This window comes from Exiguobacterium sp. 8H, assembly GCF_902506255.1.
Classification (GTDB): Bacteria; Bacillota; Bacilli; order Exiguobacteriales; family Exiguobacteriaceae; genus Exiguobacterium; species Exiguobacterium profundum.
On sequence record NZ_LR733429.1, the window covers coordinates 2,391,454 to 2,414,139 of the forward strand.

At 49.2% G+C, this 22,686-nt stretch carries 27 protein-coding genes, 1 pseudogene and 1 riboswitch; of the genes and pseudogenes, 14 read left to right on the forward strand and 14 right to left on the reverse strand.

Annotation, left to right across the window (positions count from 1 at the left end; genetic code table 11):
• The first annotated feature begins 26 nt into the window (after positions 1-26).
• The 5 genes from GVY43_RS12370 to GVY43_RS12385 all read left to right on the forward strand — a co-directional run bounded on the left by GVY43_RS12370 (position 27) and on the right by GVY43_RS12385 (position 2,836).
• Positions 27-260 (forward strand): hypothetical protein, encoded by a 234-nt coding sequence (locus GVY43_RS12370; protein WP_026824564.1) that lies wholly within the window; start codon positions 27-29, stop codon positions 258-260.
• Positions 261-270: 10 nt separating this feature from the next.
• Positions 271-1,230, forward strand: a complete 960-nt coding sequence (locus GVY43_RS12375) for a LacI family DNA-binding transcriptional regulator (RefSeq protein ID WP_159563319.1) — start codon at positions 271-273, stop codon at positions 1,228-1,230.
• Positions 1,231-1,297: 67 nt separating this feature from the next.
• Positions 1,298-1,579 (forward strand): HesB/YadR/YfhF family protein, encoded by a 282-nt coding sequence (locus tag GVY43_RS12380; RefSeq protein ID WP_159563320.1) that lies wholly within the window; start codon positions 1,298-1,300, stop codon positions 1,577-1,579.
• Between the two features lie 97 nt (positions 1,580-1,676).
• Positions 1,677-1,811 carry a hypothetical protein gene (locus tag GVY43_RS16095; RefSeq protein ID WP_015880450.1) on the forward strand — a complete coding sequence of 45 codons (135 nt, stop codon included), beginning with the start codon at positions 1,677-1,679 and terminating at the stop codon, positions 1,809-1,811.
• Between the two features lie 95 nt (positions 1,812-1,906).
• Complete coding sequence (locus GVY43_RS12385; protein WP_159563321.1) at positions 1,907-2,836, forward strand: manganese-dependent inorganic pyrophosphatase; 930 nt, start codon at positions 1,907-1,909, stop codon at positions 2,834-2,836.
• Positions 2,837-2,890: 54 nt separating this feature from the next.
• Here the strand turns inward: GVY43_RS12385 and GVY43_RS12390 are convergent, their stop codons facing one another.
• The 7 genes from GVY43_RS12390 to GVY43_RS12420 form a co-directional block, all read right to left on the reverse strand.
• Positions 2,891-3,322: an N-acetyltransferase gene (locus tag GVY43_RS12390; RefSeq protein WP_159563322.1), complete on the reverse strand. Its 432-nt coding sequence runs from the start codon at positions 3,320-3,322 to the stop codon at positions 2,891-2,893.
• An 18-nt stretch (positions 3,323-3,340) separates the two neighbouring features.
• Positions 3,341-4,132 carry an ABC transporter permease gene (locus GVY43_RS12395; RefSeq protein WP_159563323.1) on the reverse strand — a complete coding sequence of 264 codons (792 nt, stop codon included), beginning with the start codon at positions 4,130-4,132 and terminating at the stop codon, positions 3,341-3,343.
• Entirely contained in the window at positions 4,129-4,923 is a 795-nt protein-coding gene (locus GVY43_RS12400) for an ABC-2 family transporter protein (protein WP_159563324.1), read from the reverse strand. Before GVY43_RS12400 ends, GVY43_RS12395 begins: the two co-directional genes overlap by 4 nt.
• Complete coding sequence (locus tag GVY43_RS12405; protein WP_159563325.1) at positions 4,920-5,930, reverse strand: ATP-binding cassette domain-containing protein; 1,011 nt, start codon at positions 5,928-5,930, stop codon at positions 4,920-4,922. The genes GVY43_RS12400 and GVY43_RS12405 overlap by 4 nt, the downstream gene beginning before the upstream one ends.
• Positions 5,931-6,032: 102 nt before the next feature.
• Positions 6,033-7,157 carry a DUF418 domain-containing protein gene (locus GVY43_RS12410; RefSeq protein ID WP_159563326.1) on the reverse strand — a complete coding sequence of 375 codons (1,125 nt, stop codon included), beginning with the start codon at positions 7,155-7,157 and terminating at the stop codon, positions 6,033-6,035.
• Between the two features lie 20 nt (positions 7,158-7,177).
• Entirely contained in the window at positions 7,178-8,731 is a 1,554-nt protein-coding gene (locus tag GVY43_RS12415) for an ABC-F family ATP-binding cassette domain-containing protein (protein WP_015880457.1), read from the reverse strand.
• 60 nt (positions 8,732-8,791) lie between these two features.
• Positions 8,792-9,400 (reverse strand): NAD(P)-dependent oxidoreductase, encoded by a 609-nt coding sequence (locus GVY43_RS12420; protein WP_159563327.1) that lies wholly within the window; start codon positions 9,398-9,400, stop codon positions 8,792-8,794.
• Positions 9,401-9,526: 126 nt separating this feature from the next.
• A riboswitch (purine riboswitch) is annotated at positions 9,527-9,628 on the forward strand.
• 76 nt (positions 9,629-9,704) lie between these two features.
• Here GVY43_RS12420 and GVY43_RS12425 point away from each other — a divergent pair.
• From GVY43_RS12425 to GVY43_RS12440, 4 genes are read left to right on the forward strand one after another with little or no spacing between them, the layout of a single operon-like run.
• Positions 9,705-10,286 carry a xanthine phosphoribosyltransferase gene (locus GVY43_RS12425; RefSeq protein ID WP_159563328.1) on the forward strand — a complete coding sequence of 194 codons (582 nt, stop codon included), beginning with the start codon at positions 9,705-9,707 and terminating at the stop codon, positions 10,284-10,286.
• Positions 10,283-11,587: a nucleobase:cation symporter-2 family protein gene (locus tag GVY43_RS12430; RefSeq protein ID WP_159563329.1), complete on the forward strand. Its 1,305-nt coding sequence runs from the start codon at positions 10,283-10,285 to the stop codon at positions 11,585-11,587. Before GVY43_RS12425 ends, GVY43_RS12430 begins: the two co-directional genes overlap by 4 nt.
• A gap of 34 nt (positions 11,588-11,621) precedes the next feature.
• On the forward strand, positions 11,622-12,269 hold the full coding sequence (locus tag GVY43_RS12435) for an NAD(P)H-binding protein (RefSeq protein ID WP_159563330.1): 648 nt from the start codon (positions 11,622-11,624) through the stop codon (positions 12,267-12,269).
• Complete coding sequence (locus GVY43_RS12440; protein ID WP_074034978.1) at positions 12,266-12,658, forward strand: RDD family protein; 393 nt, start codon at positions 12,266-12,268, stop codon at positions 12,656-12,658. The genes GVY43_RS12435 and GVY43_RS12440 overlap by 4 nt, the downstream gene beginning before the upstream one ends.
• A 21-nt stretch (positions 12,659-12,679) precedes the next feature.
• Here the strand turns inward: GVY43_RS12440 and GVY43_RS12445 are convergent, their stop codons facing one another.
• Positions 12,680-13,945 carry a purine/pyrimidine permease gene (locus GVY43_RS12445; protein ID WP_159563331.1) on the reverse strand — a complete coding sequence of 422 codons (1,266 nt, stop codon included), beginning with the start codon at positions 13,943-13,945 and terminating at the stop codon, positions 12,680-12,682.
• Positions 13,946-14,018: 73 nt separating this feature from the next.
• Between GVY43_RS12445 and GVY43_RS12450 the strand changes: the two genes are divergently transcribed.
• Positions 14,019-14,723 carry an alpha/beta hydrolase gene (locus GVY43_RS12450; RefSeq protein ID WP_159563332.1) on the forward strand — a complete coding sequence of 235 codons (705 nt, stop codon included), beginning with the start codon at positions 14,019-14,021 and terminating at the stop codon, positions 14,721-14,723.
• A gap of 57 nt (positions 14,724-14,780) precedes the next feature.
• Here GVY43_RS12450 and GVY43_RS12455 read toward each other — a convergent pair.
• From GVY43_RS12455 to GVY43_RS12470, 4 genes and pseudogenes are all read right to left on the reverse strand, one after another.
• Positions 14,781-14,870: pseudogene (locus GVY43_RS12455) on the reverse strand (IS3 family transposase); the annotation flags it as partial.
• A 145-nt stretch (positions 14,871-15,015) separates the two neighbouring features.
• On the reverse strand, positions 15,016-16,194 hold the full coding sequence (locus GVY43_RS12460; protein ID WP_159563333.1) for an MFS transporter: 1,179 nt from the start codon (positions 16,192-16,194) through the stop codon (positions 15,016-15,018).
• A 117-nt stretch (positions 16,195-16,311) separates the two neighbouring features.
• Entirely contained in the window at positions 16,312-17,103 is a 792-nt protein-coding gene (locus GVY43_RS12465) for an endonuclease/exonuclease/phosphatase family protein (protein ID WP_159563334.1), read from the reverse strand.
• Positions 17,104-17,154: 51 nt separating this feature from the next.
• Positions 17,155-18,783 carry a PTS transporter subunit IIBC gene (locus tag GVY43_RS12470; protein ID WP_159563335.1) on the reverse strand — a complete coding sequence of 543 codons (1,629 nt, stop codon included), beginning with the start codon at positions 18,781-18,783 and terminating at the stop codon, positions 17,155-17,157.
• Positions 18,784-19,004: 221 nt separating this feature from the next.
• On the opposite strand from GVY43_RS12470, the gene GVY43_RS12475 reads away from it, so the two are divergent.
• From GVY43_RS12475 to GVY43_RS12485, 3 genes are all read left to right on the forward strand, one after another.
• Positions 19,005-19,769 carry an RNA methyltransferase gene (locus GVY43_RS12475; protein ID WP_074034971.1) on the forward strand — a complete coding sequence of 255 codons (765 nt, stop codon included), beginning with the start codon at positions 19,005-19,007 and terminating at the stop codon, positions 19,767-19,769.
• Positions 19,741-20,286 (forward strand): GNAT family N-acetyltransferase, encoded by a 546-nt coding sequence (locus GVY43_RS12480; RefSeq protein ID WP_074034970.1) that lies wholly within the window; start codon positions 19,741-19,743, stop codon positions 20,284-20,286. Before GVY43_RS12475 ends, GVY43_RS12480 begins: the two co-directional genes overlap by 29 nt.
• 88 nt (positions 20,287-20,374) lie before the next feature.
• Positions 20,375-20,866, forward strand: a complete 492-nt coding sequence (locus GVY43_RS12485; RefSeq protein ID WP_074034968.1) for a hypothetical protein — start codon at positions 20,375-20,377, stop codon at positions 20,864-20,866.
• A gap of 26 nt (positions 20,867-20,892) precedes the next feature.
• On the opposite strand, the gene GVY43_RS12490 is transcribed toward GVY43_RS12485, so the two are convergent.
• Positions 20,893-21,390 (reverse strand): hypothetical protein, encoded by a 498-nt coding sequence (locus GVY43_RS12490; RefSeq protein WP_159563336.1) that lies wholly within the window; start codon positions 21,388-21,390, stop codon positions 20,893-20,895.
• 110 nt (positions 21,391-21,500) lie between these two features.
• Here GVY43_RS12490 and GVY43_RS12495 point away from each other — a divergent pair, with 110 nt between their 5' ends.
• Positions 21,501-22,157, forward strand: coding sequence for a TVP38/TMEM64 family protein (locus GVY43_RS12495; protein WP_159563337.1), 657 nt, complete (start codon positions 21,501-21,503; stop codon positions 22,155-22,157).
• Between the two features lie 30 nt (positions 22,158-22,187).
• On the opposite strand, the gene queF is transcribed toward GVY43_RS12495, so the two are convergent.
• Positions 22,188-22,676, reverse strand: coding sequence for a preQ(1) synthase (queF, locus tag GVY43_RS12500; protein WP_015880473.1), 489 nt, complete (start codon positions 22,674-22,676; stop codon positions 22,188-22,190).
• Positions 22,677-22,686 lie beyond the last annotated feature (10 nt).

Sequence of the window (22,686 nt, forward strand, 5' to 3'; positions counted from 1 at the left end):
GTATAGACAAAGGGAGGGGAACCGATATGAAACCGACAACGTGGAAGACATGGTGCAGTGGAATCGTATACGAGCTCGTCATCAATCAGTTGTATACACCGTTTGGGAAAATGTTGTGTACCCGTTTCCGTGAAGAGTTTCTTCACTTGCCGTTAGAAGAGCGCTTCCGTCTCGTTCAGGCAATCCGTTGCCAAGTCGTCGAAAGAGGTGACAGTCAGCAAGCAGAGTGGGTACACTATATGCAAAGACTGACAAGTTGAGGTGAGATGAATGGCAAACATTCGAGATATCGCAAAGCACGCTGACGTTTCGGTGACGACGGTCTCACGCGTCCTGAACGAGCATCCGTACGTATCGAAAGAAAAACGGACCCGTGTTCATGAAGCGATGAAAGAGCTCGGGTATTTGCGGAATCAACAGGCGTTAACGTTGTCGACAGGGAAGACGCAACGAATTGTCGTGATCCTACCTTATATGGATCACCCGTATTACGGTCTCTTCGTCAATGGACTCGCCAAGGCGGCGCTCGAGCACGATTACCGGCTCGTCATGTGGCAGACGGAGTATAAATTGAGCGAGGAACGACAAGCACTCAATTTATTGAAGCATCGTGAAGTCGATGGGGCGATTGTCTTGTCTCACGAGATGTCCTTTAAGGAAATGGAGGCATACCGCGCGTACGGGCCAATCGCTGTGGCGACCGTCGGTGCACCGGAGACGATTTCGTCCATCCATGTCGATCATTACGCGTCGTTCGTATCAGGTATTCATGTCTTGAAGGAACATGGATATGAAGAGATTGGAATCATCTTGTCAAGAAGCCATAGTCCGAGCTCCCTTGCGCGTCAGCAAGCCTATTTCGATGAAGTAGAGCATGCGCGTCAGCAATGGATTTGGACCGGCTATTTGACGAGTGAGGACGGCATTCGGTTAGCTGAAGCGTTCCTCTCTCAAAAAGAGCGTCCTCGAGCGCTCTTTTTCTCGTCTGATTATGTCGCCCTCGGATTTTTAGGAGAGATGCAACGGCGAGACATCAAGATTCCTCAGGAAGTCGCCATGCTAGGCTTTGACGGACATCCGATCGGTCATGCATTCGGACTGTCGACGATGCTCTCACCGAATGAAGAAATCGGGCGACGCTTATTTGAAACGACGCTCGCTGAAATGAACGGTGCTCAACCGGAAACGCATGGCATGACGGTGAGCTATCAAGTTGGCACAACACTTTAGGCAACTTCCTCGCTCGACTCTTTTGAAACGTTTAGAATGAAAGGAGTAGTCGAGAGGAGGAGATGTTATGAAGATTCAAGTAACAGAAGAAGCGCTCCAATGGTTCAAACAAGAGATGGAAGTTGAAGCAGGTCAAACGGTTCGTTTGTTTGCAAAATATGGGGGTTCGACAGACTTGACGCACGGTTTTTCTGTCGGGGTCATCACAGAAGATGTGAACAATGCTGCTGTTGAGACAGAGGCAGATGGGATTCGCTTCGTTGTGGCAGAACAAGACGAATGGTTATTCCAAGGACAAGACGTGAAGGTCGAGCTCCGCGGAGAAGAAATCGTCTTCGTGCAGGCCTGACGTTTCAGTTTGTTTACGTTTGATGAAATGTCGTTTGACGAAATCGAGCTAGGGGAACATATTACGACAAGTCGGATTTTCGAAAGGATGACACCATATGTCAGACAAAGAAAAGCGTGAACAAGAAGAAAAAGAAAAGTTGAAGCGAGATCAGCCGGACATCTCCCATGAAGAAGATTCAAAAGGAGATCATTCCGACCTCGAAGAGACAGATGAAGATGAACAAGCATAAGAGCCGAGACACGGCTCTTTTTGTTTGGGAATTGAAAGAAATGCCGTGGGCGTTATAATGGATAAGGGAAAACTATTTAGTGAGGAGAATGAGACATGAGTACAGTACTAGTCTTTGGACATAAAAATCCAGATACCGACACAATCACGTCAGCGCTCGCCTATGCCGAGTTGAAAAAGAAATTAGGGATGGACGCAGAGGCGGTTCGTCTCGGTGAAGTGAACGGTGAAACACAATATGCGCTCAATCACTTCCGTGTGAAAGCACCACGCTTGATTGAAAGTGTGAAAGGTGAGGCGGAAGAAGTCATCTTGGTCGACCATAACGAGTTCCAGCAAAGTGCGGATGGAATTGAAGATGTGCGAATCCTTGAAGTCATCGACCACCACCGTATCGCAAACTTCCAAACGGCAGACCCGCTCTACTATCGTGCGGAGCCAGTCGGGTGTACGGCAACGATTTTGTTGAAGTTGTATAAAGAGCATGGTGTCGAAATTGCTGCGGATATGGCCGGCTTGATGCTGTCAGCCATCATCTCGGATTCGCTTCTCTTCAAATCACCGACATGCACAGATGAAGATATCAAAGCAGCGAAAGAACTTGCGGAGATCGCTGGCGTCGATGCGGAAGTATACGGACTTGAGATGCTCAAAGCCGGTGCGGACCTTAGCCAAAAAACGATTGAAGAGCTCATCTCACTCGATGCGAAAGAATTCGCGATGGGCGACTATCGTGTCGAAATCGCACAAGTGAACACGGTCGATGCGAACGATGTCTTGAACCGGAAAGCGGAAGTTGAAGCCGCAATCGCCAAAACGGTTGCAGCGGAAAACTTGGACTTGTTCGTATTCGCCATCACGAACATTTTGACGAACGATTCGGAAGCCGTCGTTGTCGGACCAAAACCAGAACTCTTCGAACAAGCGTTCAACGTGACGCTTCAAAACGGATTGGCGACACTTCCTGGCGTCGTCTCGCGTAAGAAGCAAATCGTGCCATTCTTAACTGAAGCGGCAACAAAATAAAAACTCGAAGCCGTGGCCTCGAGCGGGACTGCAGACGTTAATACGTCTGCAGTTTTAATTTTGATTGAGAAGAGTCTTTTTCAAATAGTATTGCTGATGATTGGCTGTCGGATGGTGCTCAATCACTCCAAAAATTTCATACCCGAGCTTGGTATAAAAATCAGGTGCCTGAAAACTGAACGTATCGAGTTGAATGAGACGGCATCGATGCTCGATAGCCAATTGTTCGATACGCGTCATCAATTGCGTGCCATATCCTTTTCCTCGAAGCTGTTCATCCACCCATAAGAAATGAATGTGCATCGTGTACCAAAACACCGTTCCGGTAACGCCCCCGACAATCTGATTGAAGTCATCTCGAACGATCAAACTCACATGCTCGACGGGGTGCTTCACCTCATCGGGTAATTGCGATGCGTTATATTCAATCAGGCGCTGTCGAATATAGTCGTTGTTTTCCTGATCCCACTGTTGAACGATCTTCATCTACTCACCCTTCCTTCATTAAGATCCTGTACTTGCGAATGCACGCAGTCCATACAACCAAAACCGATAGGCGATGACGAGTGAGAGCATAGCGACGAGCGGGGTCGCCAATGCAAACATGGTGAACCCACGTCCTTCAAAGAAATACATCGCCGGATAAAATGCCGTGAAGCCAAATGGAATGATATACGTTAAGACGAACATGATGACTTTCGAATAGATGGTCATCGGATAGCGTGCAAAATCACTCAAGCTGAAGACAGCGAATACGACCGGTAGACTATCAATCATCCAAAACGAGAATGTCGCAAAGAATAGGTTCACCGCGATATAAATCATTCCGCTCGCGAGAACCATGACGAGTAGGACTAGAATATCCATCATACTCCATGTCATTCCTAGCTCATTCGAGGCGAGCCAGAGCACACTCCCACCAATCAAGAGTTGACCAAACCCATCTTGTTGAACCCGTTCGGCGACGATTTGGAACAACGGGTTTACGGGACGCATCAGAATGCGGTCCAAGTTCCCCGTGCGAATATATTGCCAACCAATCGTCCAAAGGTTATCAAAAAAGATATGATGAACAGCCCGGCCTAAAAACGCGATTCCGTAAATGAACAAAATCTCATAAAATCCCCATCCGTTCAGCGACTCGATATGTCGAAAGACGATGGATAAAAAGAAGAGGGCGGCAAATTGTTGACCGAAGACTGACAAGACGCCAATCAAGAAATCCATTCGATATTCCATCATTACTTTGAAATGATTTTTGGCATAGAGCCAATATAGTTTCGCGTATCGTTTCATCCACCAAACACCGTCACTTTCCGAACCGCATATGCGAATAAGAGTCGTACAAATAGAAAGAATGCCACGACCCATGCGAGTTGAATCAGAATCGACGGCCATATACCAGATGCTTGGATGTCACCTGTATATATGGCGACAGGTACATAGACAAGAGAAGCGAACGGTAAATATAAGCTGATCGTCTGGAACCAGTCAGGAAAAAGTGTCAGCGGAATGATTGCCCCGGACATAATCGTAATGACCGCCTCCTGTAAGACAGAAAGTCCCCATACGTTCACCGTATAAAAGGAAAGCACACCGACGAGTAAATCGATCAGTGTCGCAAGAAGGATTGCGAGTACGACGCTGATCGAGAAGGCGAACGCACTCTCAAGTGAGGTCGGTGGGTCAACCCCGATAAACAGCATGGCGATAACGAGAAGTGGTAGCGTCGACCGAAAAAAGGTCGACGTTTTTGTCCCGATATCTTGCGCGAGTAACTTATCCAGTAAATGATACGGTCGAAGCAGTTCGACGGCGACTCCGCCATGTTTAATGAGATGCGCGAGTTCGCGTCCGGCCCCTCCCCGGAATTGATCGAGCATCGTTGCGAGGACCGCATACGTCAACATCATCGAGAGCGAGATACCTGACACGTCAGTCTTATTCTCATAGACGGCCTGCCAAAAGAAATATAAGATGAACAGTCGCATCGTCACCGAGAACATACTCGCCCAGTACCAGGCTGTGTAAGCCATATCGACTTTGATTTGCGAGGAGGCGAGCGCTACATATTTTTTAAGCCTCATGCACTCACCTCTGGCTGATACAGATTTCGAATCAATGTCTCCATTTTTGGCACGACAACGGATAAATCTTTCACTTGATTGCAGTTCACGATTTCACGGATCAGTTGTCCACTTGAAATCTCATGATGGTTGAATGCTAATTGAATCGTATCTGTTTCTCGATCAGAGGTGAGTTCCGTGACGAATCCTGTCACCGACGGCGGGACGGTGAATGATGTCTCGTCGTCGAGTGTGATTTCAAGGGTGCGTTCATTGTTGAACGTCTGTTTGAGCGTTTCGATACGATCGTCATAAATGATGCGTCCCTCGTCTAGAACGATTACCCGGTCACAGACTTCCTCGATATCCTGCATGTCGTGCGTCGTCAAAATGACTGTTGTCCCCCAGGCATCGCTGATTTCGCGAATAAACGCCCGAATCGTCTCTTTGATGTCAATATCGAGACCAATCGTCGGCTCATCCAAATACACGACACGAGGTCGGTGTAAGAAGGCGGCTGCGAGCTCACAACGCATTTTTTGTCCTAGTGATAATTGGCGGACTGGCACATCGAGAAGCGGTTCAAGTTGGAGACGTGCAATGAACCAAGCGACGGTCTCCTCGAACTCTGCGCGCGGCACTTCATAGATTTCTCGAAGCAGGTCGAACGACTCACGGACGGGAATATCCCAAAACAATTGGGTCCGTTGGCCGAAGACTGCCCCGATTTGTCGAGCATTTTGAATCCGGTCCTCATGCGGATCGATTCCAAAGATGCGGACGGAACCGGTATCGGGACGAAGGACACCGGCGAGCATTTTGATGGTTGTCGATTTTCCGGCACCGTTAAAGCCGATATATCCAACGCGTTCGCCTGGAGCGATAGACAAGTCAATTCCTTTCACGGCTTCTTTGGTGCGATACTTTCTTGAAAACAAAGCTTTGATGGCGCCTTTTAATCCGGCATCTCGTTCTAAAATTTGATAGTGTTTCACAAGGTCGCGGACCTCGATAGCTGACTGTGACATACGTTCCTCCTTAATCGTGCAAGCGTTTTCCTTCATCAGAATAGCATGTGAATATGGGATTTCCTACCTGTACAAAAAAAGACCGGACAATGAAGTCCGATCTTAGGATGATTTTGTTTGTCTTCCGTATGTTCCGAGACGCCATAGTTTCTCAAACGGTCCATAACGGTGACTCTTCAGCCACCACATCGAGAAGGACGATTGCACAATCAAAATGGCGATGCTGAGGAATAGGCCTTCGGTTAAGGAAAGACTTCCGTATGCGCCAAGAGCAATCACCGGAATGACGACGATCAGCGTATGCGTCAAATAGTTTGTGAGTGCCATCCGCCCGAGCGCTTGGAGCGGGGCGAACGTGCGACCTTTTCGAACGGCGACCGTGAACAGACAGACATATGTCGTGGCGAGTAGTTTTCCGGAGACGAGAACGGCCGCAGAGTTCGTCGCCGAATACTCGGCACCGTTACCGTAGTGATGCCAAATAATGACTGCGAAGAACGGTAGGGCGGTTACCGTACAGATGATAGCTGTCTGCGTCAGTCCTTGGATGCTCCAAGTGAGGAGTTTCCGTTCCCGTCCGATATAAAGGCCGAACAAGAACAGACTTAGAATTTCAACCCCGACAAAAAATGAGTTTTGGAACATGGCAAAAATCTCTTCGTCTAGGCGATAGTCGAACCATGGGCCGAATCCAGAATTGAAGACGGCCGGGAAAGGATCTCCATTAAACCTAAATCCGAGCGACAATTCTAAGTACATGGATGACACATAGAACAGTAAAAAGCTCCCAATCAATAAACTCCACGCCCATGTCAATATCGCGCGGTTACTCAACCCATAAAAGAGAGGGAGCAATAAGCCCCACATCGCATACGTATGTAAGATGTCACCCGACCAAATCGCCAAATGCGCGAGACCGAATAAGAAAAGAATCGCAATACGGCGTATGTAACGACTGACCGATTCACCTCGGGCGTAGGAACGCTCGAGGAAAATCGAAAAGCCGATCCCAAATAAGAGGGAGAAAATCGTATAAAACTTCGTCTGCACGAACAAGTCGAAGAGGGTGCGGACGAACAAGTCGCTTCCCGCATAGTCGGGACGACCGGACATCCAGTCGCTCCCGAGCATGGTAGGAATATTGACGAGGAAAATGCCGCAGAGGGCAAACCCTCGGATAATGTCATACAAAATAATCCGTTCATTCGTTTGAATTGGGCCAGCCATACGACACGTCCTTTACTGAATTAGAATACTTTCGTCGTCCACGATTCACAGTTCCAAACGTCTGTGACGATATCTTCATAGAATTCTGGTTCGTGACTGATGAGGAGGACGCTGCCTTTGTACTCTTTCAATGCACGCTTCAACTCTTCCTTCGCGTCGACGTCTAAGTGGTTCGTCGGCTCATCGAGTAAGAGTAAGTTTGTTTCGTTGTTTAAGAGTTTGCAAAGACGTACTTTCGCCTTTTCTCCACCACTGAGGACAGAGATTTTACTTTCAATGTGCTTCGTCATGAGACCGCATTTCGCGAGCATCGCGCGCACCTGTTGTTGGTTGAGTGACGGGAATTCGCTCCAAATCTCTTCGATACACGTGTTGTTGCTTGATGCGGCTTCCTGTTCGAAGTAACCCATTTCGAGGAACTCACCACGTTCGACTGTTCCTTCAAGCGGGTTGATCAAGCCGAGTAAGCTCTTCAAGAGCGTCGTCTTCCCGATTCCGTTCGCTCCGACGAGGGCAATCTTTTGACCGCGCTCCATCTGAAGGTCGAGCGGACGTGAGAGTGGCTCATCGTATCCGATGACGAGACCTTTCGCATCAAAGATGAGGCGCCCCGATGTACGTGCCTGCAAGAAGCGGAATTCTGGTTTCGGACGTTCCGCACTCAATTCGATGACATCCATCTTATCGAGTTTCTTCTGACGTGACATCGCCATGTTTCGTGTCGACACACGCGCTTTGTTTCGGGCAACGAAGTCTTTCAAATCCGCGATCTCGGCCTGTTGACGCTTGTAGGCGGCTTCAAGTTGCGAACGCTTCATCTCGTACACTTCCATGAACTTGTCATAGTCCCCGACATAGCGGTTCAACTCTTGGTTTTCCATATGGTAGACCAAGTTGATGACACTATTTAAGAACGGGATATCGTGGGAGATCAAGATGAAGGCATTGTCATAGTTTTGAAGATAGCGTTTCAACCACTCGATATGCACTTCATCCAAATAGTTGGTCGGCTCATCGAGGAGCAAGATATCTGGCTTCTCTAAAAGTAATTTTGCGAGCAATACTTTCGTACGCTGTCCACCTGACAAGTCCGTGACGTCACGGTCGAGACCAACGTCTAAAATACCGAGACCGCGTGCGACTTCTTCTACTTTCGCGTCGATGATATAAAAGTCGTTCGAGTCGAGCGTTTCTTGAAGCTCACCGACCTCTGCGAGCATGTCTTCCATCTGTTCCGGTGTCGCGTCGCCCATCTCCATGTAGAGTTCGCCGATGCGCGTCTCCATGTCAATCAGGTATTGGAAGGCACCTTTCAAGACGTCCCGAATCGTCATCCCGCGCTCAAGTACCGCGTGTTGATCGAGGTAACCGACACGGACGTTTTTCGCCCATTCGATTTTCCCTTCATCCGGTTGCAGCTTGCGCGTGATGATGTTCATGAACGTCGATTTTCCTTCACCGTTCGCTCCAACGAGACCGATATGCTCCCCTTTTAAGAGGCGGAAAGAGACATCGTTCAAAATAGCGCGGTCACCAAAGCCGTGGCTCAAGTTTTGTACCGTTAATATACTCATAATTCGTTTTCGTTCCTTTCAAAGTAAACTACCCGATATTGTAGCATGAATTGGATCAAATTAGTACGCCAGTCCGACCGACTCTCGTACGTGTTCCTGTTCTTCAATCGTATGAAGCATGAACTGGGCGACGTCTGCCCGTGAGATGTGCTTCCCGTTCTCTGGCACTTCATCGATGGCCGTGCGATATGTCGAGGTGCGAGGACCGTCCGTCAATTGCATCGGTCGTACAATCGTATAATCGAATGACGAATTTCGCCATAAGTCCACGGCTGCCCGATGATCACGGAGCGGCTTCCGGAGCATGAACGTAATGGCTTTCCCGGCAAGTCCAGGTATCTCATTGTCGATACCGGCTGAGGCCAAATAGACGACGCGTGAGATGCCATTCGTCTTCATCGCGGGGACGAGCTTGTCCGTGACACTCGCTAAAAAGTCCGGATCGCTCAAATCCGTTCCGAGACAGCTGATGACCGCATCATGACCGTGCATCGCTTCTGTTAAAGCATCGACATCATATAAGTCGCCTTCGATGATTTCAAGTTGTGGCGTCCGAATCAACTTTTTCTGTTCACGAACGAACGCGGTGACGTCATGACCGTGCTCGATGGCTTGATCGATGAATTGATGTCCGGTTCGACCGGTTGCGCCTAAAACGAATAACTTCATAAGGGCAAGGCTCCTCTCTCATATCCAATATCTACAGTATACAGCAGTTTCAGAAAAATCGAACATTTCACCGTTTGATTCCAACCTATTGCATTTCTCGTCAGCTCGTCTACAATAAGGTCTATCTTAAATAAATAGATTCGCACTCGTATATCAGCGGAAATATGGTCCGCAAGTCTCTACCGAACTACCGTAAATGGTTCGACTACGGGTGGCGCTTGTCGTATGCTATCGTTGATTTCCATGCGGTTCGTTGCCTCCCGATGAGGGGTGACGAATCGCATTTTTTATTGGAGGGAAAACAATGAAGCAGTTAGAAGACAAAATCCGTGAAGAAGGTCGGGCCCTTTCCGACCAAGTGTTGAAAGTCGACGCTTTCTTGAATCATCAGGTCGACCCGGTACTTATGCAAGCCATCGGCAAAGAATTCGCAGAACGTTTCAAAGACGCTCAAATAGACCGCATCGTCACACTCGAATCGAGTGGGATTGCGCCGGCGATGATGACGGCGCTTGAGATGGGTATCCCGTTCGTATTCGCGCGTAAACGAAAATCGCTGACACTCCAAGACGACCTCGTGGAAGCGGACGTTTATTCGTTCACAAAACAAGAGACGAACCGCATCAGCTTGAGCCGACGCTTCGTCTTACCAGGCGAACGTGTTCTTGTCATCGATGACTTCCTCGCGAATGGGGAAGCGGCACTCGGACTGACACAACTCGTGGAAGCGGCAGGTGCAGAGGTCGCAGGCGTTGGGATTGTCATCGAAAAGTCATTCCAACCAGGGCGCGATAAATTGATCGAGCGTGGCTATCGCGTCGAATCGTTGGCACGCATTGCGAAATTAGAGAAAGACCATATCTCGTTCGTGGAGGTCGTTCGATGAATACGTTCAAGACAGCTAGTCTAGGATTCCAGCATCTACTCGCGATGTACACGGGAGCGGCAATCGTCCCACTCATCGTCGGTGGTGCCATCGGGCTTGGTCCAACCGAGCTCGCCTATCTCGTCGCAATTGATTTATTCATGTGTGGGGTGGCGACGCTACTACAAGTATGGACGACACGCTTCACTGGTGTCGGATTGCCGGTAGTCCTCGGATGTACGTTCACTGCGGTCGGTCCGATGATCGCCATCGGAAGCGCGAACGGGATCACTGCCATTTATGGCGCGTTGATTGCGAGCGGGCTCATTGTCATCCTCATTTCTGGATTTGTCGGGAAACTCGCGCGCTTCTTCCCGCCGGTCGTGCTCGGTTCGGTCGTGACGATCATCGGTCTCTCGCTGATTCCGGTCGCCGTCAATGACATCGGTGGCGGGATGCCCGGTGAACCAGGGTTCGCATCGATGCAGAATCTCGGATTAGGTGGTTTAACGATTCTACTCATTCTCGTCTTGAACCGTGTCGGGACCGTCTTCACGCGTGCTGCTGCCGTCCTCTTTGCCGTATTGGTTGGAACAGGGGTAGCCGCTTCGCTTGGTCTCGTCGATTTCAGTCCTGTTCGTGAAGCAGGATGGTTCCAAATGGTCCAGCCGTTCTACTTCGGGATGCCGACATTCGACCTGTCTGCCATCCTCGTCATGACGCTCGTCGCCATCATCTCGATGGTTGAATCGACAGGGGTGTTCTTGGCGCTCAGCGATATCACGAAACAACCAATCGGTGCGAAAGAATTGACGAAAGGGTATCGTGCGGAAGGCGTCGCAACGATTCTTGGAGGGATTTTCAACAGTTTCCCGTACACGACGTTCAGTCAAAACGTTGGACTCGTTCAATTGTCAGGTGTGAAATCGCGTCGCGTCATCTTTTGGACAGGCGGATTGCTCATCTTGCTCGGATTCCTCCCGAAAGTCGCTACGTTCACGACATTGATTCCGAAGCCTGTGCTTGGGGGAGCGATGCTCGTCATGTTCGGAACGGTCGCTGCTTCTGGCATTCGTATCCTCAGTCAAGTCGACTTTTCGAAAAACGAGAACTTGATTACCATTGCGCTCTCAATCGGTGTTGGGCTCGGTATTACCGCCAATCCAGCCATCGTCGCAAACATGCCGGAGTGGCTGCGGTTGTTCACGGACAGTGCTATCGTGGCAGGCTCATTCACGGCGCTCGCATTGAACGGATTTTTCCGTATGATGGACCGATTCCGTCCCGGGACAATCATTGCCGAGGAACGGCAAGTCAGCTAGACTGAAGGAAATAGTAGTCTAGGAGGAGTCACGAATGGGGAAAACTGCACTTGTTGTAGGCGCGACTGGCTTGATTGGCCGCGAATTGGTTGAACAGTTGTTAGAGAGTGACCGTTATGATGCGGTCTGGATCGTTGTCCGTCGCTCGAAGCGTTGGAGTCATCCGAAGTTACATGAGGTCGTCGGTTTCGAGGAGATGGATTCATCCCTTCCACAGATCGACGACGTGTACTGTGCGCTCGGCACAACGATTGCGGTAGCCGGCTCGCAAGAAGCGTTCAAACAAGTTGATTTAGAATTACCACTTGAAGTCGCCCGTGTCGCCAAGGCACATGGTGCGACGCGCTATGCGGTCGTATCGGCACAAGGCGCATCATTGCGTTCGACTTTCTTTTACAACCGTGTGAAAGGGGAGCTTGAGAACGCGTTACGTATTTTCAACTTCCATCACTTGATTATCGCGCGTCCTTCTCTGTTACTCGGAGAGCGTCATTCATTCCGCTTCGGGGAGAAAGCGGCCGAGGTCATCAGTCGACCGTTCCAGTCAATCTTGCTTGAGAAGACACCGGAAGTCGCACCGATTCAAGCGCTGCATGTCGCTCGTGCCTTGATTATGGCCTCTGAAGAAGGCGAAGGAATCGAAGTGTTGACGTCAGGGATGATGCAGAGGATGAGCCGATGAATCCATTGACAAAAAAGCGAACCAAAGCAGTCATGATTGACAGTGTCATTGCAGGTCTTGTCAGCGTGGGCGTAGAACAGCTCGTGCGAAAGAAAGTAAAGAGCGAGTTTGTGCATGCGGTCATCACACCGACACTACTGACATATGCCATGGAAGCCTGGCAAATGAGTCGGGGTGGACAAACAATCGGTTATAAACTGATGGGACTTGAATTGAAAAACGATGACGAAACGCCTGTCACGGCAAAACAAGCGCTACAACGCGCCCTGCATCGTGATACTTCGTCAGTCGTTCGTTATTGGAAAGACCGTGCGCATTTCGAACAAGAAGAAGGCGCTGTTTTACCGCACGATGCCCGTTACCATATGCATGTACGTGAAAAGAACTGACCGATATGGCCAGTTCTTTTTTCAATCTTTGATTTTACTTAAGATGGCAGTTGTTAAGGCGACAATCGTCCCGAGGACGAGTCCGTTAGAGAAGACGGTCGCAAGAAGCGGTGGTAACTCATTCATTGATCCGGGTGGCAGAAGCATCGCCCCGGCACCGATGACGAGCGGGAGTCCGACCGTGAGAGATGCCGTGGACTGCTTCAATTCAAAGGCCGCCTCATTGATTCCGATGATGATCATCGTTGCAATGAGCGGTGTCACGATTGCATAACCGACAGCGGCTGGGATGCTCGCAATCAACGAGACGAATGGACCGATGAGTGCTAACGCCATCATGAGGGCGTGGGCAATCAAATGCGGGGTACGCTGGACGCTCTCCGTCGAAGAGAGAAAACCAGCTGTCCCGGAGATGGCGACAGGACCCGGTGTACCGAACAGACCGGCCACGATTTGACTGACGCCACTGGCGACACCCGATGCGGGAACGTTCCCTTTGATTTCTCGTTTTTCGCGAGAACTGACGATGCGCTCAATCAACTTGATGTTCGCAAGGACGTTCGTCATGAGAAGTAAGGTGATGACGAAAGCCGTTGGCAACAAGTTCCAATCCCATACCCAATTTCCGAACGGAAGAAGTTCTGGTACGAGGAAGAAGGATTCTGAACGAACGATTGGATTTCCAAGGTCGAGTAAATGGAATAAGCCGAACCCGACGAATAGTGTCATGACGAGCCCATATTGTTTAAAGCGACTTTGCTCGAGCGTGAGTGCGAACAAGACAAGACCTGCCGTCGCCACTGCCTGAACGACGTTGATTCCGTCTTCCGTCACCCCAAAGCCACCTTTAATGACGGCCCCTGATAATTGAAGGACGAGCAAAATCATATAGACGCCGAGCACTTGCGGTGTAAACAGGGCGAGCATGCGTCTTAAGATACCAGTGACGGTCAACAACACACCAAGGATTCCACTCAAAAACAGCATGAATCCGAGTGCTTGCAAGGTCTCTTGCTGACTTCCGTATAGAGCGGGACCGATGGAGGCGTATAAAGTGAAGACACCCCACCAAATGCCGGCAGGTCCTTCGAGTATCGGGAGGCGATGGCCGAGCAACGTTTGGATGATGCTGAAGAGTGCGAAGATGAAGAGTGAGCGGGAGATGAAGGTCATCGTCTCATCTGGCGACAGTTCAAACAAGGCGGCGATGGAGAGTGGTGGTACAATATTTGTAGCTAAAATAAAAATAAACCACTGAATCGTCGTGGTTACATTACTTCTGGTCATGGTGTCCCCCTGATCATGCTTTTTCTTATTAGTGTAACGTTATGATGAAGTGGATGCAAACGGAGGCTATATAATGAAGAAATTCTTCAAGTGGACCGCACTCTCAATCGTAGGATTGCTTGTTGTCGCGGTAGCAGGCTTTTTGATTTGGACGCAGTTCACGTACGGACCGACCGATGAAGCGACACAGTATGCGGAAGAGGGGAAAGTGGTCGACAACCGTCTCGAGTTCGGAGATACGACGAGCGAGATCGGCATCATTCTTTATCCAGGAGCAAAAGTGGAGAAAGAGGCGTATGCGTATTACGGAACACGTTTAGCCGAGGAAGGGTATTTCGTCGCCATTCCGTCGCTTCGTCTCAACTTAGGCATTTTAGATATCGACGCAGCCGATCCAATCATCGAAGCACATCCGGAGATTGAACGTTGGGTCGTGGCCGGTCATTCACTCGGAGGTTCGGCGGCATCGGGTTACGCGCTTGAGCATCAAGAGGCGGTGGAAGGTGTCATTTTCCTCGCATCGTATCCAATCAGCTCGATGGTCGATAGTGACTTACGCGTGCTATCTATCTCGGGTGAGTTGGATGGATTAGCTGTCCCAGAAGACATCGAGGCGAGTCGAAGCGACCTTCCTGACGATAGTCAATTCGTACAAATCGAAGGCGGGAATCATGCAAATTTCGGAATGTATGGTCCTCAAAAAGGCGATCAGGAAAGTCCGCTCACATCGAAAGAACAACTCGACGAAGTCCTATCCGCGATTCTCGAATGGTTATAAAAAACGTGCGCACCTGCATCTGAAGTGACCCCTAAAAGTTAGACACGGTTATTTCATCTAGGCTACGTGAACGAACTGGGTCCGGTATTGCACCGGACTCAGTTTTAATTTTGCCTTGATTCGTCGTGTGTTGTAATAGTCTATGTAATTCATACTATCTTTCCCTTCCCGATAGGCCATGACGGCGCTTAACTTTTGATCAGTTGTAAATTTAGTCATTAAAAAACTGCACCTCCAATTGTTAGATGTGTCTAACAATTGGGGTGCAGTTCACATCGAGGTGCGCACGTTTTTAACGTTGGTCGAGCGAATAACTGACTGCGGTCAACCCGGCTGTGACGAGGGCGACCAAGCCGCCTACGAGCGCGAGCGTCATGATAGGGCTTGTCGCATAGACGACACCACCGAGAGCGGAACCGAGTCCGATCCCTACGTTACTCGCCACGGGCATGAGTGACGAGGCGAGACCTTTGGCGTTCGGGTTAAACTTCTCCGCCAAGTCGATCAAATAAATCTGTGTCGACGTCGTCAATAAAATCGCCATGAACGACATGAGGGCGATATTGAAGAGACCGAGCGTCACATTCGACGTCGTCACGAACAATGCGGCCAAGACGAACGCTTGGACGAGAAAGACGAATCGTAAGCGTCCGATCGGATTGTGACTGGCGATCTTTCCGGCAGCAATATTACTGAAGATCGAGATGAAGCCGTAGGCGAATAAAATCGGACTGACCCAAGCGACCGGTACACCGAGTACATCTTTTAAAATCGGTACGAGATACGTATATACGACATACGTCGCCCCAAAACCGAACGCCGGAATCAAGAAGGCAATCAAGATGCGCGGATTCGTCAGGAGTGCCATTTGTTCACGGAGTGATGCTTTTTCTTGAGACAAATGATTCGGCAAGACACGATAAATGGCAACCCAGGCGACTGCACCGAGTGCGGTCGTTAACCAAAATGTGGATTCCCAGCCTGCTTGTTGTCCGATGAATGTTCCGATTGGAACACCGAACACGTTGGCCATTGTAAAGCCACCAAAAATAAAGGATACGGCTACCCCTCGTTTTGCCGGAGGGACGCTTTCGCTAGCGACGAGCATAGCAAGCGAGATCAACACACCTGTGACGACGGCCGTCAACATGCGTAAGGCGAGTAACCACTCATACATGGGAGCGAGACTGCTCAACAAGTTCAATAAGGTGAAGAGAATCGTCAAACCGAACATCAATTTGCGTTTTGGAAGATGGCTCGTCAAGGACATCGTGATTGGCGTACCGACGGCAAAGCTGATGGCGAATGCCGATACGAGACTTCCAGCCGTTGCGATGGAAATGGATAGACCGCTTGCGATATCAGGCAAAATGCCGACAATGACAAATTCACTCGTTCCGAGAACGAAGGTTAATAAGGATAGGGATAAAACTAAAGTCCAGTCGCTTCGACTGAGCGAGCTTGTCTTCATGTTCAAACACTTCTTTCTATTTCATTCATTAGTAGTTAGACATCAGTCTTTTATCACGTTACAAGATTTTTCCCAAAAGAAAAACCCTTTTCTCCCAAGTCGGAAGAAAAAGGTGCATCAACGCCAAAACACTGTGGCTTCGACACCGGCGTGGTCGGAGACGACAGGTCCGTTTTCGCCGTCGAAGACGACGGCATGACGGGAGACGTGAATGGGTGCATTCGTCAACATCAAGTCGATGCGTAGCGATTTCTTGTTTTCATCCCATCCGGCGATTTTCCCTTGGACGGTCGCATCGCCTTCGCGTTCCGTTGCGAGATGGAACAAGTCTTGAAGCCCACTATCCATCAAATAATCGTATCCTTCGCCTCGAATGAAAGCATCGTTGTTGAAATCACCGAGTAGGAGCGCGTGGTCGTCATGCTCCACGCGACGCAGGAGCTCGTCAAGTTGATGCTTCACTGGCTCCTCGTCGTCATGCCACCATCCGAGGTGACACGAGTAGACGGTCGTCGGCGTTTCAGGACCTTCAATCACGGCTTTGACGATTTTACGGGACTTGTAATTGTCAGGGTCCGTCGTCTTGGATACGAAGAATGATTCGGTCGATAGAAACGGTGTCCGTGACAAGATGGCGACGCCTTCCTCGTAAATGTCATATCCGTAATGGGCAAAGTCCCATGTCATGTGATAGTGAAGATCTAACTCTTTCAGGCGCTCGACGAGGACGTGTGCGAAGTTGTTCTCACGGATGTTCCCATAGATGAGGGGGGCCTCTTTATGTTGATTGACTTCTTGGAGCGCGATGAAGTCATACTCTTCGCTTGCGATACGTTCGACAATCGCATCGATTTTCTCTTGTTGACGGTCTTCTAACCAGGCATGACAATTGAGCGTTAAAATATTCACGATAGTCCTCCTTTAGAAAAAGGCCAACTCTCGAGCGAGTTGGCCAGTAGATTATGCACCGATGACGTCTTGAATGTCTGATTTCAATACGTCGGCTTTCGGGCCATAGATGGCTTGGACTCCACGGTCTTTCACGATAAGACCCATAGCGCCATTTTTCTTCCATTCTGGTTCGTCAGAGACGAGTGTAACGTCTTTAACGGTCACACGAAGACGAGTCATACATGCGTCGACATCCTCAATGTTTTCTTCCCCACCGAGAAGTGCAATAATCCCCATGACTTGTTCGTTACCTGTAACGGATGATTTTTCTGTCGTTTCTTCCATGTAGTTCCCGTTACGTCCTGGCGTCGGTAGGTTCATCTTCTTAATGAAGAAGTTGAAGACACCGAAGTTGAGGAAGAAGAACACGACAGAGACGAGCACGAAGTTGATCAAGTCTTGAAGAAGTCCTGCTTTGACAATCATCGGAATGCGCGTCAAGAGTTCGATTGCACCGAAGGCGTGTACACGTAAGTCGATGATATCTGCCAATGCGAAGGCAGCACCGGCCATGAGTGCGTAAACGACATAAAGAACTGGTGCGACGAACATAAACATGAATTCGATCGGTTCTGTGACACCTGTCAAGAAGACAGCGAGTCCGGCCGATAAGAACATCGGCTTGTATTGTGCCTTCTTATCCGCGTCGACGTTGCGGTACATCGCATACGCGGCACCAATCAATGCAGCGAATGACAAGATGACTTGCCCGACTTTGAAACGTGCTGGAACGACATCAGCGAGAAGCGCGTTGTATGCGGCCGTATCACCAGCAGCACGCAAGTTGACGAGGTCCGTCACCCATGCCAACCAGAGTGGGTCTTGACCGGCAACGACCGATCCAGCTGTCGCACCTGTTAAAATCGTATACGTTCCACCGAGCTCTGTGTAGTTCATTGGTACTGTGAGCATGTGGTGTAAACCGAACGGCAAGAGGAGACGTTCGAGCGCACCGTAGATGAACGGTGCGAGGACAGGCGCCGTGTTACGTGATGTGGCAATCCATTCACCAAAGCTGTTGAGTGCACCTTGGATGGTTGGCCATAGAATCGATAGAACGATGGCAGCAACGACTGAACCAAGGATAACGACGAATGGTACGAAGCGCTTCCCGTTGAAGAACGAGAGAGCGTTCGGCAACTTGTTGAAGTTGTAGAAACGGTTATATAGTGCACCACCGAGGAAACCGGCGATAATCCCGACGAACACACCCATGTTGAGGGCAGGTGAGCCGAGTACAGATGTGAAGTAATCAGCGACGACAAGGTTCGCACCGAAGAGTGACTCGATTGTCGCTTCCGGATCTTGAAGCATGGCACCGTTGACACCGAAGATGGCACCTGTGACACGGTTGATCAAGATGAAGGCGAGAAGTGCTGCGAATGCACCGCCTGCACGATCTTTTGCCCACGAACCACCAATCGCGACTGCGAAGAGGATATGTAAGTTGACGATGATGCCCCAACCTAAATCTTCAATGATACGAGCTGTTGTTAATAAGATACCGACATCTCCGGCTGACATTCCAATCAATTTTCCGATGGAAATCATCAAACCGGCAGCTGGCATGACGGCGATGACGACCATCAAGGCCTTACCGAGTTTCTGCCAGAAATCGAATGAGATCAATTGTTTCATGCTATACGCTTCCTTCCTGTGAGGGAGTTTTATCTATTTTTGTGTTTGCCAATAGTGCAATCGCTTGCATAAATGATTGTAATCGATTGCATAAATTCATGCAACCGTTTTCGCTATTTTCATTTGTTTTCATTTCCGAAGTGAGAATAGCAGATGTGAGGCGAACTTGTCAGTCGAATCGAATCTAGCTACAATATGATAGGTTGAAGGGAGCGAGAAAGATGGGTTGGAGACAGACGACATCTGCTTTGACGAAAGAAGAGCAGATTGAATTAAAAGAAGAGTTGTTGCAGAAGGGTGTATTGCAGGAAGACGATCTTCCTCTATATGAGATGCTCATGCCAGATCGCATCAAACGGATGTATGAAGTATTGAATACACGAACGAACCATATCACGATTTTGACGGAAGGTGTGGACGATCCGCATAACCAATCTGCCGTATTGCGTTCGGCCGATGCGTTCGGGGTGCAGACGCTGCACGTCGTCGAAGGGCGTGCGAAGTTCAAACCAAACTCGATTATCGCCAAGAGTGCCGACCGCTGGGTGGACGTCGTCGAGCATGGCTCCATTGAAGAGGCGATTGATGCTTTAAAAGAAGACGGTTATCAAGTATATGCGACGGCATTGAGTGAGGAAGCAATTCCGCTCGAAGAAGTGGATGTGTCGAAGCCGACAGTTCTTTTATTCGGGAATGAACATAGTGGTGTGTCGGAAGCGGCATTGAAGAAGGCGGATGGAAACTTTGTCATTCCGATGCAAGGATACGTTCAGAGTTTGAACATCTCCGTGGCGGCGGCAATTTCCTTGTACGATGTCACGACACGGTCGCGACATATCGTGACGGAGGGCTATGAACTGCCTGTCGAGGATCAGGCACGTATTTTTAAAGACTGGATGGTCAAGAGTTTGCCGAAACGTACACTCGGACTTTATAAACAAAAAGGTGTCACGGCTTTTGAACGGGAGACAGGAAATTCAGAATGAACGGCGAAATGAACAGACGTACGGAATCTTTGTCCAGAAACTGAAAGGGGATGGCACGATGAGTACGACGAGTTCATTTATCGTAAAAGATGTGACAAACAACTTTAAGGATTTTGAAGAGGACTTTTTCCGACTGTATCGCACGTTATATGGCGACCTCGATCAGTTGCGTTTTAAAGAGCGTTTATATCGGCACGCCAATCCGCTAGTGTTACTGGCTTTCTCGGAAGAGGAACTGGTCGGCTTTAAAATTGGCTATGAGGCGGAGCCTTATCGATTTTACAGCTGGGCGGGCGGCGTACATCCGGACTTCCAAAAGCATGGCATCGGTCGCAAGCTGATGGATACGCAACTCGAATGGGTCGAAGCGCAAGGGTTCCATTCGATTCGGACGAAAGCACGCAATACGAACAAAGGGGTCATCATTTTGAACCTCCTTTGCGGATATGACATCATGGGCGCCTACACAGAAGATGGCGAGCCACGCATCATGATGGAGAAACAACTGAACAGTTGAATCGATGCCGCGGTCGTGTGATCGCGGTTTTTTTGTTGAAACCTATTTAAATATGTGAGCGTACATAAAGAAAAAGGGGGAGTTTGAAATGATAGTATTTGGATTTGGCGGGGATCCGTTCGATAGCTCGATAGGGGACTCATTCTTTAGCGGACTATTTGGTGTGTTTCCAATCATTTTCATGGTTGTGTTCGGTCTGATTATATTTGGATTTATCAAATCGGGAGTGAGCTACTCTAAAACATCAAATACATTGAAGGACTTACAACACTTCGCCTCACAGCTTGCAGATGATCCAGCCGACGAGACGGCTGAGCGATTGGCAGACTATTTACGTGGCGTCGATTCCTTCTCGATTGAACGGACACGCATGGAACCGTTTCGTGTCGCGCTCGGATGCTACCAATTGGTGATGGAGTCGAGCACTGTTCGCGAAGAGACAAAAGAGCGGGTCGGTCGTCAATATAAGCGTCTCGGGATTTTGGACGGAGAAAAATTTGCTGATGAGGCACCTCCACGTCGACGTTCTTCTTCATCGAGTCATCATGATATCCATCACAATCACCATGACCATATGTAAAAAAGCGAAGGAATCCCTTCGCTTTTTTACATATATCGTGATGCATCAAATTCAATGTCAGTCTGATAACGGACGGCCTGAATGGCACTTTCGATTCGAATGGCACGCTTCTTAATATCGCGTGCTTTTAAACGATATAGTTCGGGGTCATATAAGGCGTGTTTGATCACGGCAACTCCGTGCACATAGTCTTTCTTCGGACGAAGCGATAATTTCTCATAAAGTCGTGCCTGGACACGTAACTGAATGGCGAGCTCGATTGCCTCGACGAGCGGGAGTGGACCGTCATGCGTCTCAACGACGGCTTGGACGTTCGCCTCTTGAATGAGACGGTCGAGCTGACGTAAGTCTAGACGAATGTGTTCAAGTTCCATCTCGATGTCTTGAAGGGAACGGGACTGAATGGTCGGAATGGATTCATTCGCTTGAAGCGAGATGAACGCCACATGCTCAATCTCTTCGGTCAATGTATCGATTTGCTCATGGAGCAACTGTTTCAATGTTAGGGCATCTGCAAGGTTCATATCGATTTCCTCCTTCTGCTTTTTCTAACCGTACCACATCGAGATGGCTGAAAAAAGGTGGATGACATCCTCGATTACGGGAATAAAAGCAAATAGAGAGGAGGAGGACGATGAAGAAGTGGAAGATACAATGGATGGTTGCACTCATCCTACTCCTGTTCGGGACGGCGACATTCCTTTATCAGTGGATTGACGTAAGCCCAGGCGATATTCGGGACTACATCATTCAATTCGGATGGTTGGCTCCGCTCATTTACATTTTATTGTTCACCGTTCGTCCGCTCATCTTGTTTCCCACGTCCGTCTTGTCGGTCGCAGGCGGCTTGGCGTTTGGGATGTTACCGGGCGTCATCTATACCGTCATCGGGGCGACATTGAGTGCGCTTGTTGCGTATTATGTGGCAATTTATTTCGGCGATCGTTTCTTGCATCACTTCGAATCAACGAATTACGAAGCCATTCAGCGCAAAATCGAAGAAGACGGCTTCTTTTACGTCCTCATCTTACGTCTCATCCCGCTCGTCAATTTTGATTTGGTCAGCTATGCTTCTGGTTTGGCAAAAGTAAACGTACTCGCCTATCTGTTTGCGACCGTCGTTGGTATGATTCCCGGGGCGTTCGCGAACAATTTTCTCGGGAGTAGTATCGCCAGTGGGGATTGGACGCTCATCGCCTTGGCATTTGGGATCATGCTCGTGTTGACGCTCGTTGCGACTGTGTTCCGCGAACCGATTAAGCGACAGATTCATCGCTATCAAAAAAAGTAGGCGACTCCAGATGGAGCGCCTACTTTTCAATTAACGGTTGTCGACCGTCTCTGGATACAAGTCATGGTTGAACAGGCGATGCTCCGCCATTTTTTCATACTTCGTGCCTGGCTTTCCGTAGTTGTAGTACGGATCGATCGAGATACCGCCACGTGGTGTGAATTTCCCCCACACTTCGAGATAGCGCGGTTCCATCAATTTCACGAGATCTTTCCCGATGACGTTGATGCAGTTCTCGTGGAAGTCACCGTGGTTACGGAAGCTAAACAAGTACAACTTCAACGACTTCGACTCGACGAGTTTCTCATCCGGGATGTATGAGATGTAGATGGTTGCGAAGTCCGGTTGGTTCGTGATCGGGCACAACGATGTGAATTCTGGTGCGTTGAATTTAACGAAGTAGTCGTTCTCAGGATGACGGTTCGGGAACGCCTCCAGGACGTCTGGTGTGTATTCAAAAATATAAGGGACGCTCTTCTGTCCGAGGAGCGAGAGGTCTTGTAAGTCTTCTGGTCTCATGTTCATTCTC